Annotated in this window: 21 protein-coding genes; 8 read left to right on the top strand and 13 right to left on the bottom strand. The window is 71.8% G+C overall.

Annotated features, from left to right (window positions below; translation table 11 throughout):
- Positions 1-9 precede the first annotated feature (9 nt).
- Together IEW13_RS06945 and IEW13_RS06940 are read right to left on the bottom strand one after the other, a co-directional pair.
- On the bottom strand, positions 10-1,869 hold the full coding sequence (locus tag IEW13_RS06945) for a maltokinase N-terminal cap-like domain-containing protein (protein WP_188550226.1): 1,860 nt from the start codon (positions 1,867-1,869) through the stop codon (positions 10-12).
- 158 nt (positions 1,870-2,027) lie between these two features.
- Complete coding sequence (locus IEW13_RS06940; protein WP_188550225.1) at positions 2,028-4,100, bottom strand: alpha-1,4-glucan--maltose-1-phosphate maltosyltransferase; 2,073 nt, start codon at positions 4,098-4,100, stop codon at positions 2,028-2,030.
- A 69-nt stretch (positions 4,101-4,169) separates the two neighbouring features.
- On the opposite strand from IEW13_RS06940, the gene ilvA reads away from it, so the two are divergent.
- From ilvA to IEW13_RS06910, 6 genes are all read left to right on the top strand, one after another.
- Complete coding sequence (gene ilvA, locus IEW13_RS06935; protein WP_188550370.1) at positions 4,170-5,468, top strand: threonine ammonia-lyase IlvA; 1,299 nt, start codon at positions 4,170-4,172, stop codon at positions 5,466-5,468.
- A 165-nt stretch (positions 5,469-5,633) separates the two neighbouring features.
- Entirely contained in the window at positions 5,634-6,581 is a 948-nt protein-coding gene (gene mobA, locus IEW13_RS06930; RefSeq protein WP_188550224.1) for an NTP transferase domain-containing protein, read from the top strand.
- A gap of 36 nt (positions 6,582-6,617) precedes the next feature.
- Complete coding sequence (locus IEW13_RS06925) at positions 6,618-7,649, top strand: NAD(P)H-quinone oxidoreductase (protein WP_188550223.1); 1,032 nt, start codon at positions 6,618-6,620, stop codon at positions 7,647-7,649.
- A complete protein-coding gene (locus IEW13_RS06920; RefSeq protein ID WP_272905446.1) occupies positions 7,642-8,247 on the top strand; it encodes a bacterial proteasome activator family protein in 606 nt (201 codons plus the stop codon). The genes IEW13_RS06925 and IEW13_RS06920 overlap by 8 nt, the downstream gene beginning before the upstream one ends.
- Positions 8,244-8,741, top strand: coding sequence for a hypothetical protein (locus tag IEW13_RS06915; protein WP_188550222.1), 498 nt, complete (start codon positions 8,244-8,246; stop codon positions 8,739-8,741). The genes IEW13_RS06920 and IEW13_RS06915 overlap by 4 nt, the downstream gene beginning before the upstream one ends.
- A gap of 7 nt (positions 8,742-8,748) precedes the next feature.
- On the top strand, positions 8,749-9,591 hold the full coding sequence (locus tag IEW13_RS06910; protein ID WP_188550221.1) for an HAD family hydrolase: 843 nt from the start codon (positions 8,749-8,751) through the stop codon (positions 9,589-9,591).
- 154 nt (positions 9,592-9,745) lie between these two features.
- Here IEW13_RS06910 and IEW13_RS06905 read toward each other — a convergent pair whose 3' ends face one another.
- The 10 genes from IEW13_RS06905 to IEW13_RS06860 form a co-directional block, all read right to left on the bottom strand.
- Positions 9,746-10,609, bottom strand: a complete 864-nt coding sequence (locus IEW13_RS06905; protein ID WP_229744981.1) for an HAD family hydrolase — start codon at positions 10,607-10,609, stop codon at positions 9,746-9,748.
- On the bottom strand, positions 10,610-11,872 hold the full coding sequence (gene serS / locus IEW13_RS06900; protein ID WP_188550220.1) for a serine--tRNA ligase: 1,263 nt from the start codon (positions 11,870-11,872) through the stop codon (positions 10,610-10,612).
- Between the two features lie 167 nt (positions 11,873-12,039).
- Positions 12,040-13,098, bottom strand: coding sequence for an LLM class flavin-dependent oxidoreductase (locus IEW13_RS06895; protein ID WP_188550219.1), 1,059 nt, complete (start codon positions 13,096-13,098; stop codon positions 12,040-12,042).
- 156 nt (positions 13,099-13,254) lie between these two features.
- Positions 13,255-14,862: an aldehyde dehydrogenase (NADP(+)) gene (locus IEW13_RS06890; protein ID WP_188550218.1), complete on the bottom strand. Its 1,608-nt coding sequence runs from the start codon at positions 14,860-14,862 to the stop codon at positions 13,255-13,257.
- Positions 14,863-14,969: 107 nt separating this feature from the next.
- Complete coding sequence (locus IEW13_RS06885) at positions 14,970-16,118, bottom strand: mannitol-1-phosphate 5-dehydrogenase (protein ID WP_188550217.1); 1,149 nt, start codon at positions 16,116-16,118, stop codon at positions 14,970-14,972.
- A gap of 132 nt (positions 16,119-16,250) precedes the next feature.
- Entirely contained in the window at positions 16,251-16,691 is a 441-nt protein-coding gene (locus tag IEW13_RS06880) for a PTS mannitol transporter subunit IIA (protein WP_188550216.1), read from the bottom strand.
- A 142-nt stretch (positions 16,692-16,833) separates the two neighbouring features.
- Entirely contained in the window at positions 16,834-18,378 is a 1,545-nt protein-coding gene (locus IEW13_RS06875) for a PTS mannitol transporter subunit IIBC (protein ID WP_188550215.1), read from the bottom strand.
- 61 nt (positions 18,379-18,439) lie between these two features.
- Entirely contained in the window at positions 18,440-20,098 is a 1,659-nt protein-coding gene (gene ptsP / locus IEW13_RS06870; RefSeq protein WP_188550214.1) for a phosphoenolpyruvate--protein phosphotransferase, read from the bottom strand.
- Positions 20,098-20,370 (bottom strand): HPr family phosphocarrier protein, encoded by a 273-nt coding sequence (locus IEW13_RS06865; protein ID WP_188550213.1) that lies wholly within the window; start codon positions 20,368-20,370, stop codon positions 20,098-20,100. Before IEW13_RS06865 ends, ptsP begins: the two co-directional genes overlap by 1 nt.
- Complete coding sequence (locus IEW13_RS06860) at positions 20,367-20,729, bottom strand: PTS sugar transporter subunit IIB (protein ID WP_188550212.1); 363 nt, start codon at positions 20,727-20,729, stop codon at positions 20,367-20,369. The genes IEW13_RS06865 and IEW13_RS06860 overlap by 4 nt, the downstream gene beginning before the upstream one ends.
- Positions 20,730-21,009: 280 nt before the next feature.
- Here IEW13_RS06860 and IEW13_RS06855 point away from each other — a divergent pair, with 280 nt between their 5' ends.
- The gene (locus tag IEW13_RS06855) at positions 21,010-22,917 is read left to right on the top strand and encodes a BglG family transcription antiterminator (protein WP_188550211.1); all 1,908 of its coding nucleotides are present in this window, start codon (positions 21,010-21,012) and stop codon (positions 22,915-22,917) included.
- A 16-nt stretch (positions 22,918-22,933) separates the two neighbouring features.
- Here the strand turns inward: IEW13_RS06855 and IEW13_RS06850 are convergent, their stop codons facing one another.
- Positions 22,934-23,446, bottom strand: a complete 513-nt coding sequence (locus tag IEW13_RS06850) for a hypothetical protein (RefSeq protein WP_188550210.1) — start codon at positions 23,444-23,446, stop codon at positions 22,934-22,936.
- A gap of 25 nt (positions 23,447-23,471) precedes the next feature.
- Between IEW13_RS06850 and IEW13_RS06845 the strand changes: the two genes are divergently transcribed.
- A complete protein-coding gene (locus tag IEW13_RS06845) occupies positions 23,472-24,290 on the top strand; it encodes an aldo/keto reductase (RefSeq protein WP_188550209.1) in 819 nt (272 codons plus the stop codon).
- The last annotated feature ends 61 nt before the right edge of the window (positions 24,291-24,351 follow it).

Here is a 24,351-nt window from a genome sequence, read left to right as displayed (position 1 = left end):
CTCATGCTGTCATCCCTCCCGGACGTCGTCTCCGGCCTCGCCGGGATCACCAGACGCCTCGCCGGCGTCCTCGTTCACGCCGTCTCCGGCTGCCTCCGCCTCACCGTCCCCGGTCGTGTCCGGCGTGTCCTCCAACCGTTCGGGCTGGAGCAGCAGGGCCAGGGCGGCGAGCGGGATCTCCAGGCCGGCGGGCCGGTTGCGGAGTTCGTCCACCACCTCGCTCAGCAGGCGGTCGACGAGCACGGCCCGCAGCAGCGGATGGCCCGGCTCCACGCCGAGCGGATCCTCTGTGCCGGCGGCCTCCTGCAGGTATCCGCCCAGCAGCGCCTCCTGCGTCGCGGCGGACCAGGCGTGCTCGGGGCTGGCGGCGACCCTGCGGGCCAGGGCGTCGAGTTCGTGCGCGCCGACGAGACCCAGGGCTGCCGCATCGGCGTCACCGCCGAGCGCCCCGGTGCGTTCCAGGCGGGCCAGTCCCGCGGCCCGGTCGATGCTGCGCAGCAGCCCGACGAGGTCCTCGGCCGGGAGCTGGGGGCCGGAGGCGTCGGCGGAGAAGTTCACCACGGAGGTGTCCTCCCCGGCGAACAGCAGCGCGCTCAAGTCGAGTCCGCCGTGCACGCGCTGCAACGTCCCGGGCTGAAGTTCCTCCAGCGCGGCCAGGTGCTTCCGCAGCGGCGCTGCCAGGGGTGCCAGGGCCACCGGCACGCGGGCGAGGGCCCATTCGACCCGGGATCGCCATCCGGCGATCGCCTCGCGCAGATGCTCGGGGGTGTGCACGGTGGCGCCGAACTCCTGGGCCAGGTCACGGTGCATCCGTGCCACCACGGCGCCGATGTGCCGTGCCTGCTCGGTGAAGCCGCCGGTCCCAGGCGTTTCCTCGCTCTCTTCGCTGCTCCCCTGCCCGGGTGCGGCGGCCCGGGCGGCGGTCAGTGCCGCGGTCCAGGCGTCGGTGCTGCCAGTCAGGAACCGGGAGACGAGGATGAGCTGGCCGAAGGTCTCCTGCAGCAACTCGGTGTCGTACCAGAAGCCCTGCAGCCAGCCGAGGACTTCCGGGACGACAGCACTGCCGCGGCCGGAGAGGGCGGCCGGCACCGTGACGGCGGGGTTCCGGCCCGGCTCGACGGTCCGGAAGACCTTCACGATCACCGGAGGGCGGCCGGTGCGATGCAGGACGGCGCTGGAGTTGGCCCGCTGGCCGCCGCGCAGTTCCAGGCGCAGGCCCTCGTCGTGCGTCTCCTCAGGGGTGTCCCGGCCGATGCGCGGCGGGGCCTGGGGCGGCGCGGGGATCGGGACGCTCCCGGAGGCGTCGGCGTCCAGCTCGTCTTCAGTCTCGGCACCGGCGCCCGTACCGGGCGCCTGGGCCGCCGGGCGGGCGGGAGCCTCGGCGAAGGCGTCGGGATCGTCGAGCGTCACCGCGGTGAACTGGCCGCCGGGGACCGGTCCGGCGATCTCGCCGGGGCGCACCGGGCCGCCTGCCTCGACCAGTTCGACCACGGTGCGGACGAATTCGGGGTCGGCGACACCGTCGTAGACGAAGCAGTGGCCGAGCGTCAGATCGTCCACCTCGCCGATGAGGTGGGGGCGGAGCTCATAGGCTTCCCGCGTGCGCAGGGTGAGCGGCACGGTCAGGCGCCGGGTGTCGTCGGCCTCCCCCAGGCTGAAGACGACGATGAGGCCCTGCACCCGGGCCGGCTGCTGCGTCCCGGGGAGCCCGGCGCCGGGCTCGTCGTCCAGGGAGCGCAGGAACAGCGGCGCCGCTGACACCGGCAGCGCGTCCTCGACGTCCACCGGCCCTTCGGCGTCCTGGGGGCGCCACGGGGCGCGGGCCAGCCAGCCGCTCAGCAGACGTTCGAGCTCCACGCTGATCGCCACTGCTCCAGTCCTCCCTTCCGCTCGGGCATGCTGCCGGGTGTGCGGGCTCGTCGCCGCGCCCGCGATTCCCGGCGTCTACCCGGTCACTCTACCGATCCGCACCTGGGGGTGCGCGCCACGGCGACCACGCCAGTGGCCGGCGGACGTCCGCGGCCGGGTCACGGCTGTGGCCAGCGGACATGCAGGATGTGGGCCGGCTCCGCTTTCGGGTCCAGCCGGACGTAGTTGCGGGCGCCCCACTCCCAGGACTGCCCGGTGAGCAGATCGCGCGCGGTGAAAGTCTCCGGCAACCCGGGCTGGCCGAGCGGGGAGCCGGCGGCGTCGACCGCGCGCAGCTCCGGCGCCGGCTCCCGGCGGCGGTCATAGGGCCGCAGCGCGTCCAGGTCCAGATCCACCATCGTCTCGCGGGTGCTGTGCGGATCGACGTTGAGGACGACCACGATCACGTCGTCGTCCTTCCGTTTGGAGAAGACCAGCACGGCGTCGTCCTCGCTGGCATGGAAGCGGATGTTGCGCAGTTCCCCCAGCGCCGGATGGGCCCGGCGGATCTCGTTCAGCCTGGTCAGGTACGGCGCCAGGGAGCGGTCCTCGGCCAGCGCGGTCTCGAAGTCACGGGGACGGTACTCGTACTTCTCGTTGTCGATGTACTCCTCCGCGCCGGGCCGGGCCACGTGCTCGCAGAGCTCGAAGCCGGCGTAGACGCCCCACAGCGGCGAGCTGGTCGCCGCGAGCGCCGCGCGGATCCTGAAGGCGGCAGGCCCGCCGAACTGCAGGTACTCGGTGAGGATGTCGGGGGTGTTGACGAAGAAGTTCGGCCGCAGGAACGCACCGGACTCGTCGCGCAGCTCGGTCAGGTACTCCTCGATCTCCTCCCTCGTATTGCGCCAGGTGAAGTAGGAGTAGGACTGCTGGAAGCCGGCCTTGGCCAGGGCGTGCATCATCGCCGGGCGGGTGAACGCCTCGGCCAGGAACACCACGTCCGGGTGGGTGGCGTGCACGGTGGCGATGAGCCACTCCCAGAACCGGACCGGTTTGGTGTGCGGGTTGTCGACGCGGAAGATCCGGATCCCGTGGGAGATCCACAGCTCCACGATCCGCAGGACCTCGGCCCGCAGTGCCTCGTAGTCGTTGTCGAAGTTGAGCGGGTAGATGTCCTGGTACTTCTTGGGCGGGTTCTCCGCGTAGGCGATGGACCCGTCCAGCTGGGTGGTGAAGAACTCCGGGTGCTCGCGCACCCAGGGGTGGTCGGGGGCGGCCTGCAGCGCGAGATCCAGCGCCACCTCCAGGCCCAGCTCACCGGCACGCGCCACGAAGGCGTCGAAGTCCGCGAAATCGCCCAGGTCCGGGTGGATGGCGTCGTGGCCGCCGTCCTTGGATCCGATGGCCCAGGGGGATCCGGGATCCCCGGGCGCGGCGTTCAGGGTGTTGTTGCGGCCCTTGCGGCCCACCTCGCCGATCGGATGGATGGGCGGCAGATAGACCACCTCGAAGCCCATCCCCGCGGCGCGCTCGAGTGCTTTCCGCGCCGTGGCGAAGGTGCCGGACACCCAGGTGCCGGTGGTCTCGTCGAGGTGCGCGCCCTCGCTGCGGGGGAAGAACTCGTACCACGCGCCGTGCCCCGCCGCCCGGCGGTGCACCTGGAGCCGCAGCACCCGCGAGGTGGAGAGCAGGCTGCGGATCGGATGGGCAGCGAGGACCGCCAGCAACTCCTCGCTCAGCGCCGCTTCCAGCCGGTCCAGTGGCTCGGCCGGTGCGCTGCCCTCCAGCGCCGCGATGGCGGCGCGGATCGCCTCCCGCTGACGGGGCTCCAGCGGCGTGGCGGCCTGGTGCCGGCTCAGGAGGTCCACGCCCTCGGCCAGCATGAGTTCCACGTCCACCCCGGCGGCGAGCTTGAGCCGGGCGCGATGCCGCCAGGTGGCGAACTCATCGGCCCAGGCCTCGATCACGATCGAGTGCATGCCCTCGGACACCGGACGCAGCACGCCGTGGTAGCGGTCGACGTCCTCGGTGGTGCGGAACATCGGCACGCGCTCGACGATGGCGCCATGCGCGTCCCGCAGCCGGGCCGCCACGCCGATGAGGTCGTGGCCTTCCCGGAACACGGTGGCGGAGACCGGAACGTCCTCCCCGGGAACCGCCGTGGCGGGGAAGGCGCCGCAGGAGACGAGGGGTTCGGGATCGACGATGGGGATGCGCTGGAAGTGCTGGACGGGAGCGGCCGCGTCGTTCATATTCCCGACTCTAACGACTCATCGGCTTGACCGGGGAGGAGACGGGGCCACAATTGAGGGGTGGCAGCGATGGATGCAGCAACCGAAACGGATGACCGGACGCAGAGCCTTGCCGTGACGGCGGGCGATGTGCAGCAGGCGGCAGAACGACTGGCCTCCTGCGTGACGCTGACCCCGCTGCAGATCTCGGACCGGCTCTCGGCCTCGTCCGGCGCGCATGTGTACCTCAAGCGCGAGGATCTGCAGCCGGTGCGCTCGTACAAGATTCGCGGCGCCTTCAACTTCATGTTGCAGATGTCCGAGTCGGAGCGCTCCCGGGGCGTGGTGTGCGCTTCGGCGGGCAATCACGCCCAGGGCATCGCCCGGGCCTGCAATGAGCTGTCCATCCACGGGCGGATCTTCGTGCCGCGCACCACCCCGGGGCAGAAGCAGAGCCGGATCAAGCACTTCGGCGGCGAGTGGGTGGATCTGGAGGTCGCCGGGTCCACCTATGACGACGCCTCCAAGCTGGCTCGCGAGTACGCCCGGCAGACCGGGGCGATGGTGGTCTCCGCCTTCGACGATCCGCGCACCATCGCGGGACAGGGCACGGTCGCCGCGGAGCTCCTGGAACAGCTCGGCTATGCACCCGATGTCGTGGTGGTCCCGGTCGGCGGCGGCGGGCTGCTGGCCGGTGTGGCCGCCTATCTGGCGGAGAAGTCGCCGGCCACGCGGGTGGTGGGCGTGGAGCCGGAGGGCGCGGCCTGCATGCTGGCGGCCCTGGAGGCGGGCAAGCCCGTCGAGCTGGACAATGTGGACCCCTTCGCCGATGGCACCGCGGTGCGCCGCGCCGGCGACGTCACCTATGGCCTGATCCGCGACCTGGGCGTGGAGGTGCGCCCGGTCGCCGAGGGCGCCGCGGCCAGCGAGATGCTGGAGCTGTACCAGACCGAGGGGATCATCGCGGAGCCCTCCGGCGCCCTGGCGAGCGCCGCCATCGGCGGGCCCGGCTCGGGCCGGCCCGTGGTCATCCAGCCGGGTGAGACGGTGGTGTGCCTGGTCAGCGGCGGGAACAACGACATCGCACGCTACGGCGAGGTGCTGGAGCGCTCGCTCGTCCACGAGGGGCTCAAGCACTACTTCATCGTGGACTTCCCGCAGGCGCCCGGCGCGCTGCGGCGGTTCCTGGACGAGGTGCTCGGGCCGGAGGACGACATCGCCCTGTTCGACTACGTCAAGCGCAACGGCGCGGAGACCGGGCCCGCCTTCGTGGGCGTCACGCTGGGACGGGCCGAGGATCTGGATGCGCTGCTGCGCCGGATGGAGGCCTCGCCGCTGGAGATCGAGCGGGTGACCCCGGATTCGCCGCTGTTCCGGATGTTCGCCTGACGAGGCCCGGGCGGCGGACCGGGATCGCCAGATCGGGGCGGGCGTATGACCATGGGCGCATCGGCCTGGGCACAGCGGCGCATCGGCCGGGGCGCATCGGGGCCTGAGCGCATCGGGACAGTGAGCGAAGAGACCATGAGCCAAGAACAGGCCGGTGAGACTCCCATGAGCGCGCCGTCGTACGCCGTGATCGTGCTGGCCGGAGGGCGGTCCCGCCGGATGGGCGGCGCGGACAAGCTGGAGCTCTCCCTGGGCAGCCGCACGCTGCTGGGCGGATGCCTCGCCTCGGTGCGCGAGGCGTTCCCGCAGGCGGTGATCGCGGTCGCCGGGCCGGAGCGTCCCTCCGCGCTCACCCTCAGGACTCCCCCTTCTCCTCCGATCCCGGCAGCCGCGGGAGGACCAGTACCCCTGAGGCTGCCCATCCCCCGCAGGCCCGCTGCACGGCAGGACACTCAGCAGAGCGCACCGCCGCCAGGCACGCCAGCACACAGCACGTCACCGCACAGCGCTCCGCACGACGCACAGCCGCACAGCACACAGCCGCACGACACACGGCCGCATGGCACCGGGCGAGGCGCCAGCGACCACCCGGCCCTCGACACAGGAGCCGCCCCGCACGCCGGCGGCCTGTCCGTACCGGGCACGAACGCGCCTTCCAGGAGCGCCTCCGGTCAGATGCGCAAGAGTGACTCCCCTCAGGTGCGCTGGTGCCGCGAGGAACCCGCCGGCGGCGGGCCGGCCCCGGGCATCGCCGCTGGCGTGGGAGCGCTCACGGACGAGATCCCGGCCCTCGATGCGGTGCTCGTCTGCGCCGGGGACATGCCCCGGGCCGGGGAAGCGCTCGCCGCGGTGGCCTCCGCGCTCGGGCAAGCACCGCTGGAGATCGACGCCGTGCTCGCCTCCGACGGGGAACGCTGGCAGCCGCTGTGCGCCGCATGGCGGCCGGAAAGCCTCGCCCGGGCACTCCGGCTGGCCGGGGCCCCGCTCGCGGGACGCCCCGTGCGGGCCCTGCTCGACCACGCCCGCATCCAGGCGGTGCCGGTCGCGCCGGAACTCCTGGCGGACATCGACACCCCCGGCGATTACGCCGCGCACCGCGTGCGGCGCCGCTGAGGCTGGCTGTCAGGGCACCGCCGTAGAATGGGCACGATGAAGGCGATCACCATCCGGAAGCCAGGCGGCCCCGAGGAACTCGTGCTCGGTGAGGTGCCCGATGTCCAGCCCGGGCCGGGCGAAGTCCTCATCCGCGTGCGCGCCTGCGGTGTGAACCGCGCCGATCTTCTGCAACGGCAGGGCTTCTACGATCCTCCGCCGGGCACCAGCGAGATCCCCGGCCTGGAGGTGTCCGGCACCGTCGCGGCCCTCGGTCCCGGCGCCGATGAGGCCCTGACCTCGACGGGTGCTCCCTGGCAGCTGGGCGACGAGGTGTGCGCCCTGCTGTCCGGCGGCGGGCTGGCGGAACTGGTCGCGGTGCCGGCCGGTCAGCTCCTCCCGGTGCCGCACGGCATCGGGCTGCTGGAGGCCGCCGCGCTGCCGGAGGTGCACGCCACGGTGTTCTCCAATGTCGTCCAGCAGGCCCGGTTGCAGCCCGGTGAATGGCTGCTGGTGCACGGCGGCGGCTCCGGCATCGGCACCGCCGTGATCCAGCTCGCCAGGGCCATCGGCGCCCGGCCCATCGTCACCGCCGGTTCCGAGGCCAAGCTGCAGGCCTGCCGGGAACTGGGCGCGGAGGCGGCGATCAACTACCGGGAGCAGGACTTCGTCGAGGAGGTCCGCCGGATCACGGACGGCCACGGCGCCGATGTGATCCTGGACGTGATCGGCGCGAAATACCTGGCCCGGAACCTGGCCGCTCTGGCCGCCGACGGCCGGCTGGCGATCATCGGGCTGCAGGGCGGCACCCGGACCGAGATCGATCTGCGCACCGTGATGTCCGGGCGGCTCACCGTCTCCGGCACCACCCTGCGGGCACGGCCGCCGGAGCAGAAGGCGCGCATCGTCGCCGGCGTGCGCGAGCAGGTGTGGCCGTTCCTGGAGTCCGGCGCGATCCGCCCGGTCATCCATGAGGTCCTGCCGCTGGCCCAGGCGGCCCGGGCGCACCAGATCCTGGAATCCGGGGAGAACATCGGCAAGGTCTTGCTCAGCGTGCCGGAGAGGCCAGAAAGGAACGAGGATGTCTGAGAACCCGATGACGGGCCAGCACGACGAGGACGCCGCGGACCTGCCGTTGGAGGGCATGCCCGCAGGCGGCGCGGAGGACGGCGGGGACACGGCGCCCGGCGCCGGCGGCCAGCAGTCAGGGCACGACGGCGCCGAGGGCGGTCACGGCGATCATCATGAACCCGCGGTGTCCTCCCCGGCGAAGGTGATGCGGATCGGCACGATGGTCAAGCAGCTCCTCGACGAGGTCAAGGCCGCGCCGCTGGACGAGGCAAGCCGCACCCGTCTGGCCGAGGTGTACCGCCGGTCCATCACGGAACTGCAGGAAGGACTCTCACAGGAGCTGATCGACGAGCTGGAGCGGCTGTCCCTGCCGTTCTCCGACGACGGCGCCCCGCCGAGCGAGGCCGAACTGCGCATCGCCCAGGCGCAGCTGGTCGGCTGGCTCGAAGGACTCTTCCACGGCATCCAGACCGCACTGATGGCACAGCAGATGGCCGCCCAGAAGCAGCTCCAGCAGATGCGCGGCGCGCTCCCGCCGACGATGGTGCAGCAGCGGCCCGGGCAGCCCGGTCCCCAGCCCGCCGGGCCGGAGGAAGGCACCGGCCACTACCTGTGAGCCTGCTCTCACGGCTTTTCGGCCGTTCCGCCGGATCCGGCGCGCCCGCGGCTGCCGGCCCCGCCTCCCTTGGCGAGGGCCTATGGCGGCAGGCGCACGACCGGTTCACCCGCGCCGTGGACCGTTTCTACGAGGCCTCGCTGGCGATGCATGAGGCGCAGCCCGGAACGCCTGCCAGTGAGCTCCTGGCGCGCCAGACCCACCGCCTGGGCGCCCTGGCCGACCAGGTGCGGGAGCTGTGCGGCGAGGCGCAGGACCGTTACCCCTCCTCGGGACCGACGCTGAGCGGTAAGGCCGCCAGAGCGATCCCGGATGTGCCGCGGCTGCTCTCCCGCGCCGCCACGCAGGTCGCGACGGCGGCCCAGGCGGCCACCATGGCCCGCACTGGGCGAGAGGACCCGCTCGGAACGGCGAGGGCCGCCGTGCGGTACGTCGATTCGGCCGCGGAATGCCTCGGCGAGGCTGACCGCATGCTGAGACGAGAAGGCGGATAATAGCTCTATGCGGGTGATCGCCAGCGATATCGACGGCACCTTGCTCCGCGACTTCCGTCCGATCGCGGAGCGGGTGCTGCGGGCGGTGCGCGCCTGCCGCGACGAGGGTGTCGAGTTCATCGCCGTGACCGGCCGGCCGATCCGGTGGCTGGAGCCGATCCGCCGGCAGATCCCGGACCTCGGCACCGTCATCTGCGCCAACGGCGCGGTGGTGTACGACTGCCGCGAGGACTCCGTGCTTGAGGTGCATGCCATCGATCCCGAGGACGCCGCGGAGACGATCGCCACGCTGCGCCGCGTCTGGCCGGGAATGCTCTTCGGCCTGGAAACCCTCGAAGGCCTGTTCGTCGAGCCGGGGTTCCGCACCCGCTCCCCCGCTCAGGCCGTGCCCGGCCCGCTGAGTCCGGTGCTGGCCCAGCGGCCGACCGTGCTGAAGATCCTGTGCCGCGCGGAGGGCTGGGCCGCCGACGATCTGCTCGGCGCCGCCCGCCTGTCGCTGCGCGGCATCGCCCAGCCGAGCCATTCGGGCAGCCGTAGCGGGCTGCTGGAGATCGCCGCGACCGGTCTGAGCAAGGCGGTGACGCTGGCGCGGCACTGCGAGCGGCTCGGCGTCGGCCCCGCCGATGTGGTCGCCTTCGGCGATATGCCCAATGACCTGGAAATGCTCAGCTGGGCGGGCCGCGGCTACGCGATGGCGGACGGTCACCCCGAAGCCGTGGCGGCGGCGGATTTCACCGCACCCGCCGTGGACGAGGACGGCGTCGCCGTCGTGCTCGAGGAGCTCCTCGCGCTTCACCGCGGCGGCGGGGCGTCCCCCGGCCGCGCGCTGCCAGACCGCGCCACCCGGTAGGCGCCGGGCCACGCATCGGCCATTGCACGGTTGACTCGCAGGTGTCAGGTTGATCGTGAAGTCGCGGGCACCCCGGCAACTCCCGCCATCTCACCGGCACGGCGGCGGGCAAGCGACGGCACGGGCAGGGCGGCTGCGAAAAGCCGCCCGTCCGTCAGCCCAGCGGCGCAGCGTAGGGGCGCAGCGCCTCGGCCAGCCCGTCCTCCTCGACCGTACCGGTCACCTCGGTGGCCTCGGCCTTGAGCACGTCGAGCGACTGTCCCATCGCCACGGCACGTTTGGCCCAGCCCATCATCTCCATGTCGTTGAGCCCGTCCCCGGCGCAGACCGTGTGCTCGATCGGCACTCCGAGTTCCTGCCGGACGATCTCCAGGCCGCTGGCCTTGGAGATGCCCTCCGGGGCGATATCGAGCCAGTTGCTCCACCCCACGGCGTAGGTGACGCCGTGCATGCCGATCTCGGAGACGGCGTGCCGGAACTCGTCGGCGGTCAGCTCGGGGGCGCGCATCACGATGCGGGTGGCCCGCTTGGTGAGCAGTTCCTTGAAGGAGACCATATGGGGTTCTTCCTCCCCCATCAGCTCGCCCTCCGGGAACGCGCCGGAGGTCCAGCGCTCCAGCTCGGTGTCCTCGACCAGCCACAGCGCGGTCGGCACGACCTCACGCATCCGCTCCAGTGCCGGCGCCGGGTCGAAGGACTCGACGTGGTGCAGCCGCCAGCCGGTGTCGGACTCCTGGTCCAGGCGGACGATGACCGAACCGTTGGAGGCGACCACGAAGCCCCGGGTCAGACCCAGCCGGTTGGCGGTGTCCAGGGCTCCGTTGACGGCGCGGCCGGTGGCGATGGTGACGTGGTGACCTGCGGCATCGGCGGCCTGGACCGCCTCCCGGACGGGCTCGGAGAGGCGGTCGTCGTAATCGACGATGGTGCCGTCGACGTCGAGCGCGATGATGTGCGGAGCGCTGACCGGCGGCACTCCGGTCCCGGTCCGCCCGGTGTTCTCCTGTGTGCTGGTCACTTAGCGGAGCACCTCCAGACCACCGAGGTAGGGACGCAGCGCCTCGGGCACCCGCACGGAGCCGTCGGCCTGCTGGTGGTTCTCCAGGATGGGCACCAGCCACCGGGTGTTGGCCATGGTGCCGTTGAGGGTGGCCACCGGCACGGTGCCCTTCTCGGTCCGCTCGCGGATCTTCAGCCGCCGGGACTGGAAGGTGGTGCAGTTCGAGGTGGAGGTCAGCTCGCGGTAGCGTTCCTGGGACGGGACCCAGGCCTCGCAGTCGAACTTCCGGGCCGCGGAGTCGCCCAGGTCGCCGGCCGCCACGTCGATGACGCGGTAGGGCAGCTCGCACAGCTGCAGCATCTCCTCCTGCAGGGCGAGCATGCGCTCGTGCTCGGCCTCAGCGTCGTCCTGATGGACGTAGGAGAACATCTCCACCTTCTGGAACTGGTGCACCCGGAAGATCCCGCGGGTGTCCTTGCCGTGCGATCCGGCCTCACGGCGGTAGCAGGAGGACCAGCCGCCGTAGCGTTTGGGCCCCTCGGAGAGGTCGATGATCTCGTCCATGTGGAAACCGGCCAGCGGCACCTCGGAGGTGCCCACCAGAAAGAGGTCGTCGGCCTCCAGCCGGTAGACCTCGTCGGCGTGCTCGCCTAAGAACCCGGTGCCGCCCATCACCTCGGGCTTGACCAGGGTGGGGGTGATGACGGGGACGAAGCCGTTGCGCATGGCGACGTCGCGGGCGAGGTTCAGCAGGCCGAGCTCCAGCTGGGCGCCGTAGCCCACCAGGTAGTGGAAGCGGCTGCCGGAGACCTTGGCGCCGCGGGCGGTGTCGATGGCGCCGAGCGCTTCCCCGAGCGCCAGGTGATCCTGCGGCTCGAACCCCTCGGTGGCGAAGTCGCGCGGCTGGCCGACCGTCCTGAGAGTCGCGAAGTTCTCCTCGCCGCCGGCCGGGACGCCGTCGATGACGAGGTTGGGCACGCGGGCGATGGCGCGGCCGAAGGCGGTCTCGGCCTCGTCGGCCTCTACGGAGAGAGCCTTGACCCGCTCCGAGAGCGTCTTGGCCTCAGCGAGGAGCCGCTCACGCTCTTCCGGCGTGGCTTTGCCGATCTGCTTGCTGAAGGACTTCTGCTCGGCGCGGGCGTCCTCGAACGCCTGGATGGCGGCGCGGCGGGAGACATCGGCCTGAAGCACCTCGTCGATGAGTGCCTCATCGCCGCCTCGGGCGCGCTGCGAGGCGCGGAACCTGTCCGGGTCTGCCTTGAGAAGCTGAAGATCGATCACGGAGCCAAGCCTATCGAAGCCCAGCACCTGCCGCGGACATGCCCGCGGCGAACAGCGCGTGAACAGCCCCTTGCAGCCGGTTCCCGCGCCTCCATCGCCAGCGTTGCCGCCGGGCTTGCGCGCAAATTCCGGGTGAACTCACCGGGAATTTGGGCGCAAGCCCGGAATCATCGGCGCCGGTCGCTCTCGTCCAGCAGCTCTCGCACCCGCGGGATCACCTCGGTGCCGTAGAGCTCGATGGAGGACATCAGCTGGGAGTGCGGCATCCGGCCGGTCTCGTACTTCAGATCGAACCGGTCCAGGTCCAGGTCCCGGATGGTCTGAGCGATCCGGGCGGCGACGGTCTCCGGGCTGCCGGCGAACAGCGCACCGGCATCGGCTTCGGATTCGAACTGCGCGCGGCTGGGCGGCGGCCAGCCGCGTTCGGCGCCGATGCGGGACATCTGCTCGTAGTAGTGCGGCCACAGCTCCTCGCGCGCCTGGGCATCGGTGGCGGCGATATGGCCGGGCGAGTGCACGCCGACGGGGCGGGCCGGCTGCCCGAACTCCCGCAGGGCGCGCTTGAAGAGCCCGGCGAAGGGCGCGAACCGGGAGGGTTCGCCGCCGATGACCGCGAGCATCAGGCCGAAGCCGTGCCGGGCGGTGCGGATCACGGACTCGGGGCTGCCGCCCACGCCCACCCAGGTGGGGATCGGCTCGCCGGCGGGTCGCCCGGTCTTGGGGTAGATATGCTGGCCGTCGAGCGGAGCGCGGACGGTGCCGCTCCAGGTCACCGGGCCTTCTTTGACCACCTCGGCCCACAGCTGCAGCTTCTCTTCGAAGAGCCGCTCGTAGTCGGCGAGCTCGTATCCGAACAGCGGGAACGACTCGGTGAACGAGCCGCGGCCCATGATCACCTCGGCGCGGCCCCCGGAGAGGGCGTCGACGGTGGCGAAACGCTGGAAGACCCGGACCGGGTCGTCGCTGGAGAGCACGGTCACGGCGCTGGCGAGCCGGATGCGTCCGGTGCGCGCGGCGATGGCGGCCAGGACCACTTCGGGAGCCGAGATGGCGAAGTCGTCGCGGTGGTGCTCGCCCAGGCCGATGACGTCGATGCCGAGTTCGTCGGCGCGCACCGCCTGCTCGACGACGTTCCGGAGGGACTGGGCGTGCCCGATCGAGGCTCCCGACTCATCGACGCTCACCGCCCCGAAGGTGTTGAGCCCGAACTCCACGCTACGTGCCATTGCCGCCCTCTCATCGAAAATCGCCGGTCACCGAGGACAACATGCCGGGCTGCGCCGATCATTCCCGCCCGTGCTGAGCGCGACGGCCCCGGCCGGGGTGGACGACCCCGGGTGCGTCTGGGGTCATGAGCACCACCCGGGGCCTCCCGGGGCGGCTCAGCCTTCCGGTGGCGTGAGGCGGCCGTCGATGCGGCGGCTCAGCCCCCACGGGTTGCCCTCCTTCAGCGGCTCCGGCAACAGTGCGTCGGGGACGTTCTGGTACGCCACGGGCCGGAGGAACCGGTCGATGGCCAGCGAGCCGACGGAGGTGGTCCTGGCATCGGAGGTGGCCGGGAACGGGCCGCCGTGGACGATGGCGTGACCGACGTCGACGCCCGTGGGCCAGCCGCCGACGATGATCCGCCCGGCCTTGCGCTCCAGCAGGGGCAGCAGCTCCCGGGCGGCCTCGTGATCGACGCTCTCCAGATGCAGGGTGGCCGTGAGCTGGCCTTCGAGCCCGCTCAGCGCGCGGGCGAGTTCCTCGGTGGAGGAGTAGCGCACGACGAGAGAGGCCGAGCCGAAGATCTCGCGGTGCAGGACGGGGTTGCCGATCAGTTCCTGCGCGCCGGCCCGGAACACGACCGGGGCCGGGGCATTGCAGGTGGCCCCGTCCGTGCCCTGTGCGATGCGCTCCACGTGCGCCTGCTCGCCCAGGGTCGTGGCACCGGCCGTCCACGCCTCCGCGATCCCCTTCGTGAGCATGGTCTGCCCCGCGGCTTCGGAGAGGATGCGGGCGAGGGCCTGCTCGAACGCGTCCCCCTGTTCGCCTGCAGGGACGAACACGAGGCCGGGGGCGGTGCACAGTTGCCCGCTGGACCCGGTGAGGGATCCGGCGTAGCCCTGGGCCAGCGCGTCGATGGCGTCCCCGCCGGCCAGCGCACCGGGAAGGAGGATGACCGGGTTGATGGAGCTCATCTCCGCGTACACCGGGATCGGCTCGGGGCGGGATGCCGCTACCTGGGCGAGGGCGAGGCCGCCGCCGCGGGAGCCGGTGAACCCGACCGCCTTGATGGCGGGGTCGGCGACGAGCGCCTGGCCGATCTTGGCGCCGGGCCCGTAGACATGTGAGAACACCCCGGGGTGAAGGTCGTGCTGCTGCACGGCGGCGGTGATGGCCTGGGCGACCAGATCGCTCGTACCGGGATGCGCGTTGTGGGCTTTCACCACGACGGGGCAGCCGGCGGCGAAGGCGCTGGCGGTGTCGCCGCCCGCGGTGGAGAAGGCGAGCGGGAAGTTGCTGGCGCCGAAGACGGCGACCGGTCCGAGCGGGACCATCCGCTGGCGGATGTCCGGCCTGGGCAGCGGCGTGCGCTCCGGCAGGGCGGGATCGATGCGGACTCCGCGGTGGTCGCCCTGCCGGACGACTGAGGCGAACAGCCTCAGCTGACCCGTCGTGCGTGCCAGCTCGCCGGTGAGCCGGGCCCGGGTGAGGCCGCTCTCGGCCATCGCACGCTCGACGATCTGCTCGCCGGCCGCCTCCATATTGGCGGCGATGGACTCGATGAATGCGGCGTGCGGTTCCGGGGCGAGGGCGCTGAATGACTCGAGCGCCTCCTCGGCGGCTGCGGTCGCGGCACGCAGCTGGTCATCGCTGAGCAGGGAGAAGGCCGGTTCCAATGCCTCGTCGGTGGCCGGGTCGAAGCCCGTGACGGTCCCCTCCTCACCGGGCGCGGGCTGTCCGGCGATGAGCGAATGGCCGGTGAATGCGGGGGCGGTCGTCGCCATGGGCGGCACTCCTTCGTGTGGCGGTGAGCACTTTCCCCAAGCTTGGCACGTGCGCCGCCCGATGCAGAAGGCCAGGGTCCTTCAGCGGGACGAGGCCCCCGCCCTATTCACCCGGCCGCAGTCGCCCTCCCGACCACCTCGACCAGCCGCGGGTACAGCGGGTGCGCGGCGTCCAGGCCGGTCACCTGCGCGACGAACTCGTCCGGCGAGAGCCGGGCCAGCAGGCCTTCGAGTTCCACCGCCTGCTCGTCCTCGGGGTCCCGGAAGGCCAGGGCGGCGCCGATGGCGGTCAGCAGGCCGTCGACGGCCAGGCCGCGTTCGGCGGCCTCGGCGGCCGGGCCGATGAAGCGCTCATGCCGGGAGAGCTTGCGCAGCGGCTGGCGGCCGACCCGCTGGACGGTGTCCGGCAGCGCCGGATTGCGGAACCGCTCCAGGATGGTCTCCCGGTAGCGGGTCATCTCCTCGGCCGGGAACCCGTGCTTGGCGCTCAGCAGCGCGGAGGTCTCCTCCAGCGCCCGCGCGACGCCGGCGGCGATCCGCTCGTCGGTGAGAGCCTCGGCGATGGTCGCCGCACCGCCCCGGGCACCGAGGTACGCGGTGCTGGCGTGGCCGGTGTTGACGGTGAAGAGCTTCCGCTCGATGTACGGCCCCAGATCGCCGACGAAGTGCGCGCCGGGAATCGACGGCGGCGTTTCACCGAAGGGTGCCCGCTCGATGGCCCACTCGTAGAACGGCTCGACCGTCACGTCGATGCCGCCGCCTTCCGGCTGGCCCGGGACGATCCGGTCCACCGCGGTGTTGGCGAAGACGGCACGGCCCTCCAGCGAGGACCAGTCCTCGCCTGCGGCGGTGGCCATCTCCCGGCGGAGCAGATCGGTGGCCCCGATCGCGTTCTCGCAGGCCATCACCTGCAGCGGGGCCTCATCGGCGGGGCGCTGACGCAGCCCGGCGACCACATGGGGTGCGATGAACTTCAGCACGGTAGGCCCCACCGCGGTGGTGACCACGTCGGCGCTGGCCACCTCGGCGGCTACCAGTTCCGGGTCGGAGGCGCTGTTGACCGCCCGGAAACCGGTCACGACGCGGTCGCGGCCGCCGGCCCCGACCTCGTGCACCGTGTAGGACTCCGCCGCTGCGAGCGCGTCCACGAGCCCGGCCGCGACATCGGAGAACACCACCTCGTAGCCGCCCTCGTGCAGCAGCAGCCCCACGAAGCCGCGGCCGATGTTCCCGGCGCCGAAATGAACCGCCTTCATCTCTCTCCTCATCTCCCTCGCCGGGGCCACACCCGTCTCGATTCCTCACCCGGCAGCGCGCATGCCCCGCCTTGACCTCTCCCCTGGCGGCGCGCATGCCCCGCCTTGGTGCGCCGCCTCAAGCGAAAGCGCTCAGCCCTCGTTGACCGCGGAGAGCAGCTGCAGCAGTTCCTCCGCGGAGCCGGCGGCCTTGAGCTTGGCGACCTCGTCCTCCTCGGAGAACAGCAGGGCGATCCGGGAGAGGATCTCCAGGTGCTCGTCCCCGACCCCGGCGATGCCCACGACGAAGGTGACCGGGTTGCCGCCCCAGTCCACGCCGCCGTCGTAGCGGACCACGGAGAGCGCCGAGGACAGGATCGCCTCCTTCGCCTCGTTCGTGCCGTGCGGGATGGCCAGCTCGTTGCCCATATAGGTCGGCGCGGTGACCTCCCGCTGACGCATCGCCTCCAGGTAGTCGCCGGTGACGGCGCCGGCCGCCTGCAGCAGCCCGGCGGCCTCCGCCATGGCCTCTTCCTGGGTGGCCGAACCGGGATGGATCCGTACCTGCTCGATGCCGAGGATCTCGCCTGCCATGATGTCTCTCCCCTATCACGTGCCCTCGCGGGCTGTCGTCGTCGGTGCCCGCGGGCACCCGCGGTCGTACCTACTTCCTTACCGCATGCGTCCGCCGCTGCCTGGTCCCGCGCCGGGCAGCGGCGGACTTCACGCGATGCGCTCAGCCGTCCTGCTGCTGCTCGCGCTGCTGCCGCACCATCTCCACGACCTCGTCGTACTTGGGCGAGTTCATGAAGTTGTCCACCGAGACGTGCACCGCCTCCGGCTCCTTCTCCCGGGCCCGGTCGGTCAGCTGGACCTGGGTGACGACCAGGTCCGCGGAGCCGTCCAGGTTCGAGATCGCCTTGTTGGTGACGGTCACGTCCTCGATGCCGGCCTTCTTGATCTTGTTGCGCAGCACGCTGGCGCCCATCGCCGAGGAGCCCATGCCGGCGTCGCAGGCGAAGATGATCGTCTCGATGGGCCGGATCGCGGTGGCGGTGGCCGTGCCGGCATCAGTGCCCTGGCCGCCGGCCAGGCCGGCGAGCACGCTGGACTCCTTGCCCTTGTTCGACTGGGTCTTCGCGACGGCCTCGGTGAACTCGTCCTCGCCGGCGAGGTCGCGCTTGCGGCTGGCGGCCAGGATCAGCGCCGCGACGGCGAAGGTGACCGCTGCGGAGAGGACCACGGAGAGGATGACGCCCAGGTAGCTGCCCGAGGCGGTCTGCGCCATCACCGCGAAGATCGAGCCGGGCGCGGCCGGGGCACGCAGGCCGGCGTCGAAGAACACATTGGTCGCCACGCCCGTGGCGCCGCCGGCGATGACGGCCAGCAGCAGCGCCGGCTTCATTAGGACGTAGGGGAAGTACACCTCGTGGATGCCGCCGAAGAAGTGGATGATCGCCGCTCCCGGCGCGGTGGCGCGGGCGGCGCCCACGCCGAAGAAGGTGAACGCCAGCAGCAGGCCCAGGCCGGGTCCCGGATTGGCCTCCAGCAGGAACAGCACGGACTTGCCGTGCTCGGCGGCGTCGGCGATGCCCAGCGGCGTGAGCACGCCGTGGTTGAACGCGTTGTTGAGGAAGAAGACCTTGGCCGGCTCGATCAGCAGGCTGGTCAGCGGCAGCAGGTTGTTCTGCACCAGCCAGCCCACCGCGCTGCCCAGGACGTCCATGATCCAGTTGATCACCGGGGCCAGCAGGAAGAAGCCGGCGACGGCCATGCCGAAGCCCGCGATGCCGGCGGAGAACATGTTCACCAGCATCTCGAAGCCGGCGCGGATCTTGCCGTCCCACAGCGCGTCCAGCTTCTTCATGATCCAGGCCGCGAGCGGGCCCATGATCATGGCGCCGATGAACATGTGCACCTGGCCCATCTCGTCGGCGCCCTCCGGCAGGGAGGCGTTGAACTGGTCGACGAGCCAGTCGGATCCGGCGATCACGCCGAAGGTCGCGATGGCGGCCACCACGGCGCCGCGGGCGTCGTAGATCATGCGGCCGCCCTGCGCGGCGATGAGGATCGGCAGCAGATAGTGGATCATCGGGCCGACCATGGACTCCAGCGCCGGGTTCGGCGTCCAGCCGACCTCGATGAAGAACGCGGTGAGAATGCCCCAGGCGATGAGCGCGGGGATATTGGGCATGATCATGCCCGACATGAACGACCCGACCTTCTGGACGCCGATGCGGAAGGACCCGGGGGCCTTCGCATCGGCTGACGTCGCTGTCATGATGTGTGCCTTTCTCTTTCGGCTGTGAGGGATGACGATGACACCGGACCGTGGCCTGGGATCAGGCGGCGGCCCGGGCTGCTTCGCGGGCTTCGGCTGCGGTGGCGGCGGCCAGCGCAGCCTGCGCGATGGCCTCCGCCTGCTGGCGGGTGTGACGGCTCAGTTCGGCCCGGACGTCGGCCAGGGCCGCGGGCGTCATGGACAGGGTGGTGGCGCCCAGGCCGACGAGCACCACCGCCAGCAGCGGATCGGCGGCGGCCTCACCGCACACCCCGACGGGCTTGCCGGTGGCGCGGCCGGCGGCTCCGACCTCAGCGATCAGCCGGAGCACGGCCGGATGCCAGGGGTCCTGCAGCGCGGCGACGGAGCCGAGCAGCCGGTCGGCGGCCATCGTGTACTGGGTGAGGTCGTTGGTGCCGATGGAGGCGAAGTCGGTGTGCGGCAGCAGCCGGTCGGCCAGCAGCGCGCTGGAAGGCACCTCCACCATGACGCCGGCGGTGCGTAGGCCGTGTTCCCTGGTCAGGGCGGTGAACTGCTGGGTCTCCTCGACGGTGGAGACCATCGGCGCCATCACCCACAGCTCGGCCTCCGTGGCGGCGCCGGCCTCGGCCAGGGCGGTCAGCTGGTCACGCAGGATCTCCTCGTGGGCCAGGAGCGCGCGCAGGCCGCGGCGTCCCAGTGCGGGGTTCTCCTCCTCGCTGCTGCTTAAGAACGGCAGCGGCTTGTCGGCGCCGGCGTCCAGGGCGCGGACGACCACCTTCTTGCCGGGGAACGCGGCCAGCAGGCGCTGGTAGGCCTCCCGCTGCTCGGCGACGCTGGGCGCCTGCTCCGCGCTGAGGAACAGGAACTCGGTGCGGAACAGCCCGACGCCCTCGGCGCCGAGCGCCACGGCTTCCTCGGCGCCATCGGGCGAGCCGAGGTTCGCCAGCAGCGGCACCTCGGTGCCGTCGGCGAGCGCCCCGGGAGTCAGGGGCGCGGCCTGGGCCTCGGCGCGTTCACGGATGCGTTCCTCCGCCTGCGCCAGCTGCGCCTCGTCCGGTTCGGTCACGATCTGCCCGGCGGCGGCGTCGACGATGACGGTGGTGCCGTCGGGCAGATCGCCGGCACCGGCGACGCCGACCACGGCGGTGATGGACTTCTCCCTGGCCAGGATCGCAGTGTGCGAGGTGGGCCCGCCCTCGACGGTGACCAGGGCGAGGACCTTGTCCAGGTCCAGCAGCGCCGTATCGGCCGGGGCGAGGTCGTCGGCGACCAGCACGAAGGGATGGCCCGGGTCCGGTACGCCGGGAGCGGGCAGCCCGCGCAGATGCGCGACGACCCGCTGGGACACATCGGCCAGGTCCGCCGCGCGCTCGCCGAGGTATCCGCCGAGCTGCTGCAGCTGGCGCATGAACTCCCCGAACGCGTCATGCACGGCCCATTCGGCGGTCTTCCCGGCGTCGAGCCGGGCGGCGACGGCCTTGGCCAGCGAGGGGTCCTCGGCCATCATCGCCTGTGCTTTGAGCACCTCCTGAGCGGAGCCCCCGGCCGCCTCGCCGCGCGCGGTCAGATCCGCTGCGACCGCTTTGATCGCCTCTGCCACGCGGGCGTTCTCCCGTTCGGCGCCGAGCTCGCTGGGCTCATCGGCGGGTGCGGCCGGGGCGGGGGCCATGCGGGCCACCGGGCCGTACGCCAGGCCGGTGCCGATCCCGATGCCGGTGAGCACTGCCTGGTCCGTCATCAGGCGGCCTCGTCGTGGTCGGTGGACAGCAGCGCCGTGAGGGCGTCGAGGACGTCGTCGGCCCCCTCGCCCTCGGCGGTGAGGACGACCTCGTCGCCGTGGTCGACGCCCAGGGAGAGCACGCCGAGGATGCTGGCGGCGTCGACGCTCTTCTCGCCCTTGGCGATGGTGACGGGGATCCCTGCCTCCTGGGCGGCCTGGACGAAGAGCTGGGCCGGACGGGCGTGCAGACCGTGCGAGGAGGCGACGGTCACGGTACGGGAGGCGGTCATGGGAGATCCCTTCGGGTCGGTGCTCGGTTCGGTGCTGCTGGCTGTTCCACCTGGGCGCCGGTCACCGCGTCCCGGACCACGGCCAGGGCGCGGCTGCCGTCCTGGTCCGTGAAGATGCCGTCCGGGAGCAGTGCCACCGTCGCGCCGAACGGGCGCGCTTGCGCGCGTACGTCGTCGAGGCGCTGCGCCAGGTGGGGGCCGAGGAGGACCAGATCGGCCGAGGCGAGGTCCGCGGGCAGCGATGCCTCATGGCCTGCGACGACGGAGTACGGCAGAGCTGCCTCGGCGGCCGCTCGCCGGATGCGCTGGGCGACGAACGTACTGGACGCTCCCGCGCCGCACACGACTAGGATCCTCATCGATCTGTTCTCCTCCTGTTCCTCCCAGATTCTCCGCAGGGCACGCCGATGGGACAACCAGGGTTCTTTCCGCCCGGGCGGAAAGCCCGCACGCCGCCGGGAGAGCGCCCCAGTAAGCACGCATCCCCACTCCGAACGACGCAAGCCCACACACCACCGGGAGAGTGCCCCGCCGAGCAGGAATCTCCATTCCGGAGTGGGAAAGCCCGCGCGCCGCCGGGAGAGTCCGCGCGGCTGCGCACAGGTATGGTGGACGTGCCTGATGTGGGAGGGACACCGGATGAGCAAGCGGCGCCAGGAACGCCTCATCGGCATCCTGCTGCGGGACGAGGGCTGGATCACTGCCGCCGCGCTGGCCGATGTGCTGGGGGTCACCCCGCGCAGCGTCCGCTCCTATATCGCCCAGATCAACGCCCGGGCCGCCGGTGGCGACGCCATCGAGTCCGGGCCGGCGGGTTACCGGGCCAACCGCGCTGTGCTGGCCGGCCTGCGCGCGGATCCCGTCGCGACGCCGCGGGACCGTCTGCACGGCCTGGTGCGGGAGCTGCTGCGCGCACGGGACGGCATCGACGTCTACGAGACCGCCGACCGGCTGGGGGTCAGCGACGCCACGGTCGAGGCGGATCTGTCCCGGGTGAGGTCCCTGCTGGCGGGCGCTGAGCTGAGGCTGGAGCGCAGTGGCTCGCGGGCGCGCCTGGCCGGCGACGAGCTGGCGCAGCGGCGCCTGGTGTCCCGGCTCGCGCACGAGGAGATGGAGCAGGGCGCCTTCGACTTGGAGGTGCTGCGCAAGGCGGTCGGTTCCGGCACGGTGCCGGAGGAGGCATTGGGTCCGTTCAAGCGGGATCTGGTCGCGGAGCTGGGCGAGCTGGGCTACTACGTGAACGAGTTCGCCTCCGCCGATGCGGTGCTGCACGTGGCCATCGCCGCCGATCGCGTGGCGCAGGGGCGGGCACTGGAACGCACCCACGGCGAGCCGGCCCCGGAGCAGCAGCGCCTGGCGGAAACCATCGACCGGCTGGCCCAGCGGCATCTGCGGGTGGCCCTGGGCCAGGGCGATCTGCGGCATCTGGCCTCGCTCGTGCTCACCCGGGTGATCGCACCGGGGCAGGCCCAGGGAAGTCAGGTGCCGCTGGACCGGGAAGTCCAGGCCGCGGTGGCGGCGGCGGTCTCGCGGGCTGCGCGTGGCTACGCGGTGGATCTGGACCAGGCCGATTTCGTCCAGCGGCTGGCGCTGCACGTGCAGAACCTGGTGCACCGGGCCCGGGAGCACGGGTTCTCCCGCAATCCGCTGACCCGCTCGCTGAAGTCCGCGTATCCGATGATCTTCGAGGTCGCCGTGTCGATCTCCAGCGACATCGGCGAACGGCTGGGGATCTCGATCCACGACGACGAGATCGCCTATATCGCGATGCACGTCGGGGGACGGCTCGAACGCAGCCGCCGGGCGGAGAGCGTCCTGACCGCGACCATCGTCTGCCCGGGCTACTACGAGCTGCATGAGCTGCTGCGTTCCCGGATCGACCGGTCCCTGGGCGCCTCCATCGAGGTGACGGGGGTGGAGACCCGCGTCGACGTGGACTGGAAGAGCATCGGCACGGATCTGGTGCTGACCACGATCGATCCGCCGGCGCCGGACGAGCGGACGGTGCGGGTGCCGCCGTTCCTGACCGACGCCGATGTCGAGCGCATCACGGCGGCGGCGAGCCGGTTGCGCCGCGGCCGCCGGCTGGCGAGGCTGCGGGCGGAACTGGAGCGCTATCTGGACGGGCGCGCGTTCATCCGCCCGCTGCCGGCGCTGGATGAGGAGGGCATCATCCGGCTACTCGGCGCCTCCCTGGTGGAGCAGGGGGTGATCGGCGAGGAGTACATCGAGAACACCATCGAGCGCGAGCGGCTGTCATCGACCGCGTTCACGGAGGCCCTGGCCGTCCCGCATGCGCTGCGGATGACCGCCAGCCGCACGGCGATCGCGATCGGCATCGCCGACGGGTCCATTCCCTGGGGCGAGTCGCGGGTGCAGGTGGTGGCGCTGGCGGCGTTCTCCGCGGAGGAGCGGGACGCGTTCCAGACCGTGTTCGAGCAGTTCGTGGAGGTCTTCAGCGAACGGGACTCGGTGCAGCGCATCGTCCGCCGGGGCACGGACTTCCCCTCGTTCCTGGACGAGCTGGCCGCCGTCATCGACGGCTGAGCCCGGCTCGTGGCGTTCAGAGACTGGGGAGCCGCGGCTGCGCCACCATGAGCACCGCGACGAGGAACCAGAGCAGATTGAAGATGCCGGTCAGCATGGCGAGCCTCCCGGCGGAGGAGGCGTCCACGTCCTGCCCCAGCTCGGCGGATTCGACCACCCGCGCCTGATGCGGCAGGACCAGGAACGCCAGCACGAGGGCCGCTGCCAGGGTCAGCGCGATGGAGGTCAGCAGCCAGCCATGCCCCAGGATGTTCATCCGGATCGCCACGATCAACCCCATGGCGGGGATCGCCGCACCGACGACGGCGTAGATCTTCGTGATCCGGTGCAGCAGCCTGGCATTGGCCAGCGCCTCCGCCCGGCCGAGCGTTCCAGCCGGGACCTCGGCATCAGCCTCCCCCGCGGCACCGGACGGCCCGGCCGCGGCGAGCTGCCGGACGGCACGCGGGAACAGGCTCCCCGCCACCGCGATGGGGCCGATGGCGATGATCGCGGCCAGGACGTGGAGGACGAGGAAGACGGTGGTCACGGCTCTACGGTACCTTTGAGGTCCTATGGACACCATTGAGCTGAGCGACGGCACCGCCATCCCGCAGCTGGGCTACGGCGTCTGCCTGGTCTCCGACGAGGAGATCCAGTCCGCCGTCGAGTCCGCGCTCGAAGCCGGCTACCGCAGCATCGACACCGCCTCCATCTACCGCAACGAGGACGGCGTGGGCCGTGCCCTGGCAGCCACCGGCCTGCCGCGCGAGGAGCTCTACGTCACCACCAAGCTGTGGGCCACCGACATGGGCGCCGCGCGTACGGTGGAGGCGTTCCACGCTTCGCGGGAGAAGCTCGGCCTGGACTACGTGGACCTGTACCTGATCCACTGGCCGGCCCCGGCCACCGATGCCTACCTGGAGTCCTGGGAGGTCCTGGAGGAACTGAGGGAACAGGGCTGGGTGCGGTCCATCGGCGTGTCCAACTTCCTGCCCGAGCATCTGGACCGCGTCATCGGCCTGGGCGGCTCGGTCCCGGTGGTGAACCAGGTGGAGCTGCATCCCGCGCTGCGCAACCGCGAGACCGAGGAGGCCAACACGGCGCGGGGCATCGTCACCGAAGCCTGGAGCCCGCTGGCCCGCGGCGCCGTCCTGGCCGACCCCGTCATCGGCGAGCTGGCCGGCCGCCACGGCAGGAGCCCGGCGCAGATCATCCTGCGCTGGCATCTGCAGCAGGGCCGCGTGGTGATCCCCAAGTCCGTCACTCCGGAGCGCATCCGGGCGAACATCGACGTCTTCGGCTTCGAGCTCTCCGGCGAGGAACTGGCGCGGATCGACGCGCTCGACCAGGGGCTGCGCACCGGGGACCATCCGGCCACGTTCAACCCCTGACGAGGGGCCCGCCCGGACACTCACGGGAGGGCCGCGTCACCGGCTGTTCACCTGCCGGTTC

The sequence above is a fragment of the Sediminivirga luteola genome, assembly GCF_014639315.1.
Lineage (GTDB): Bacteria > Actinomycetota > Actinomycetes > Actinomycetales > Brevibacteriaceae > Sediminivirga > Sediminivirga luteola.
The sequence above is the reverse complement of the archived record's forward strand: the minus strand, read 5'-3'. Positions and strand labels throughout refer to the sequence as shown.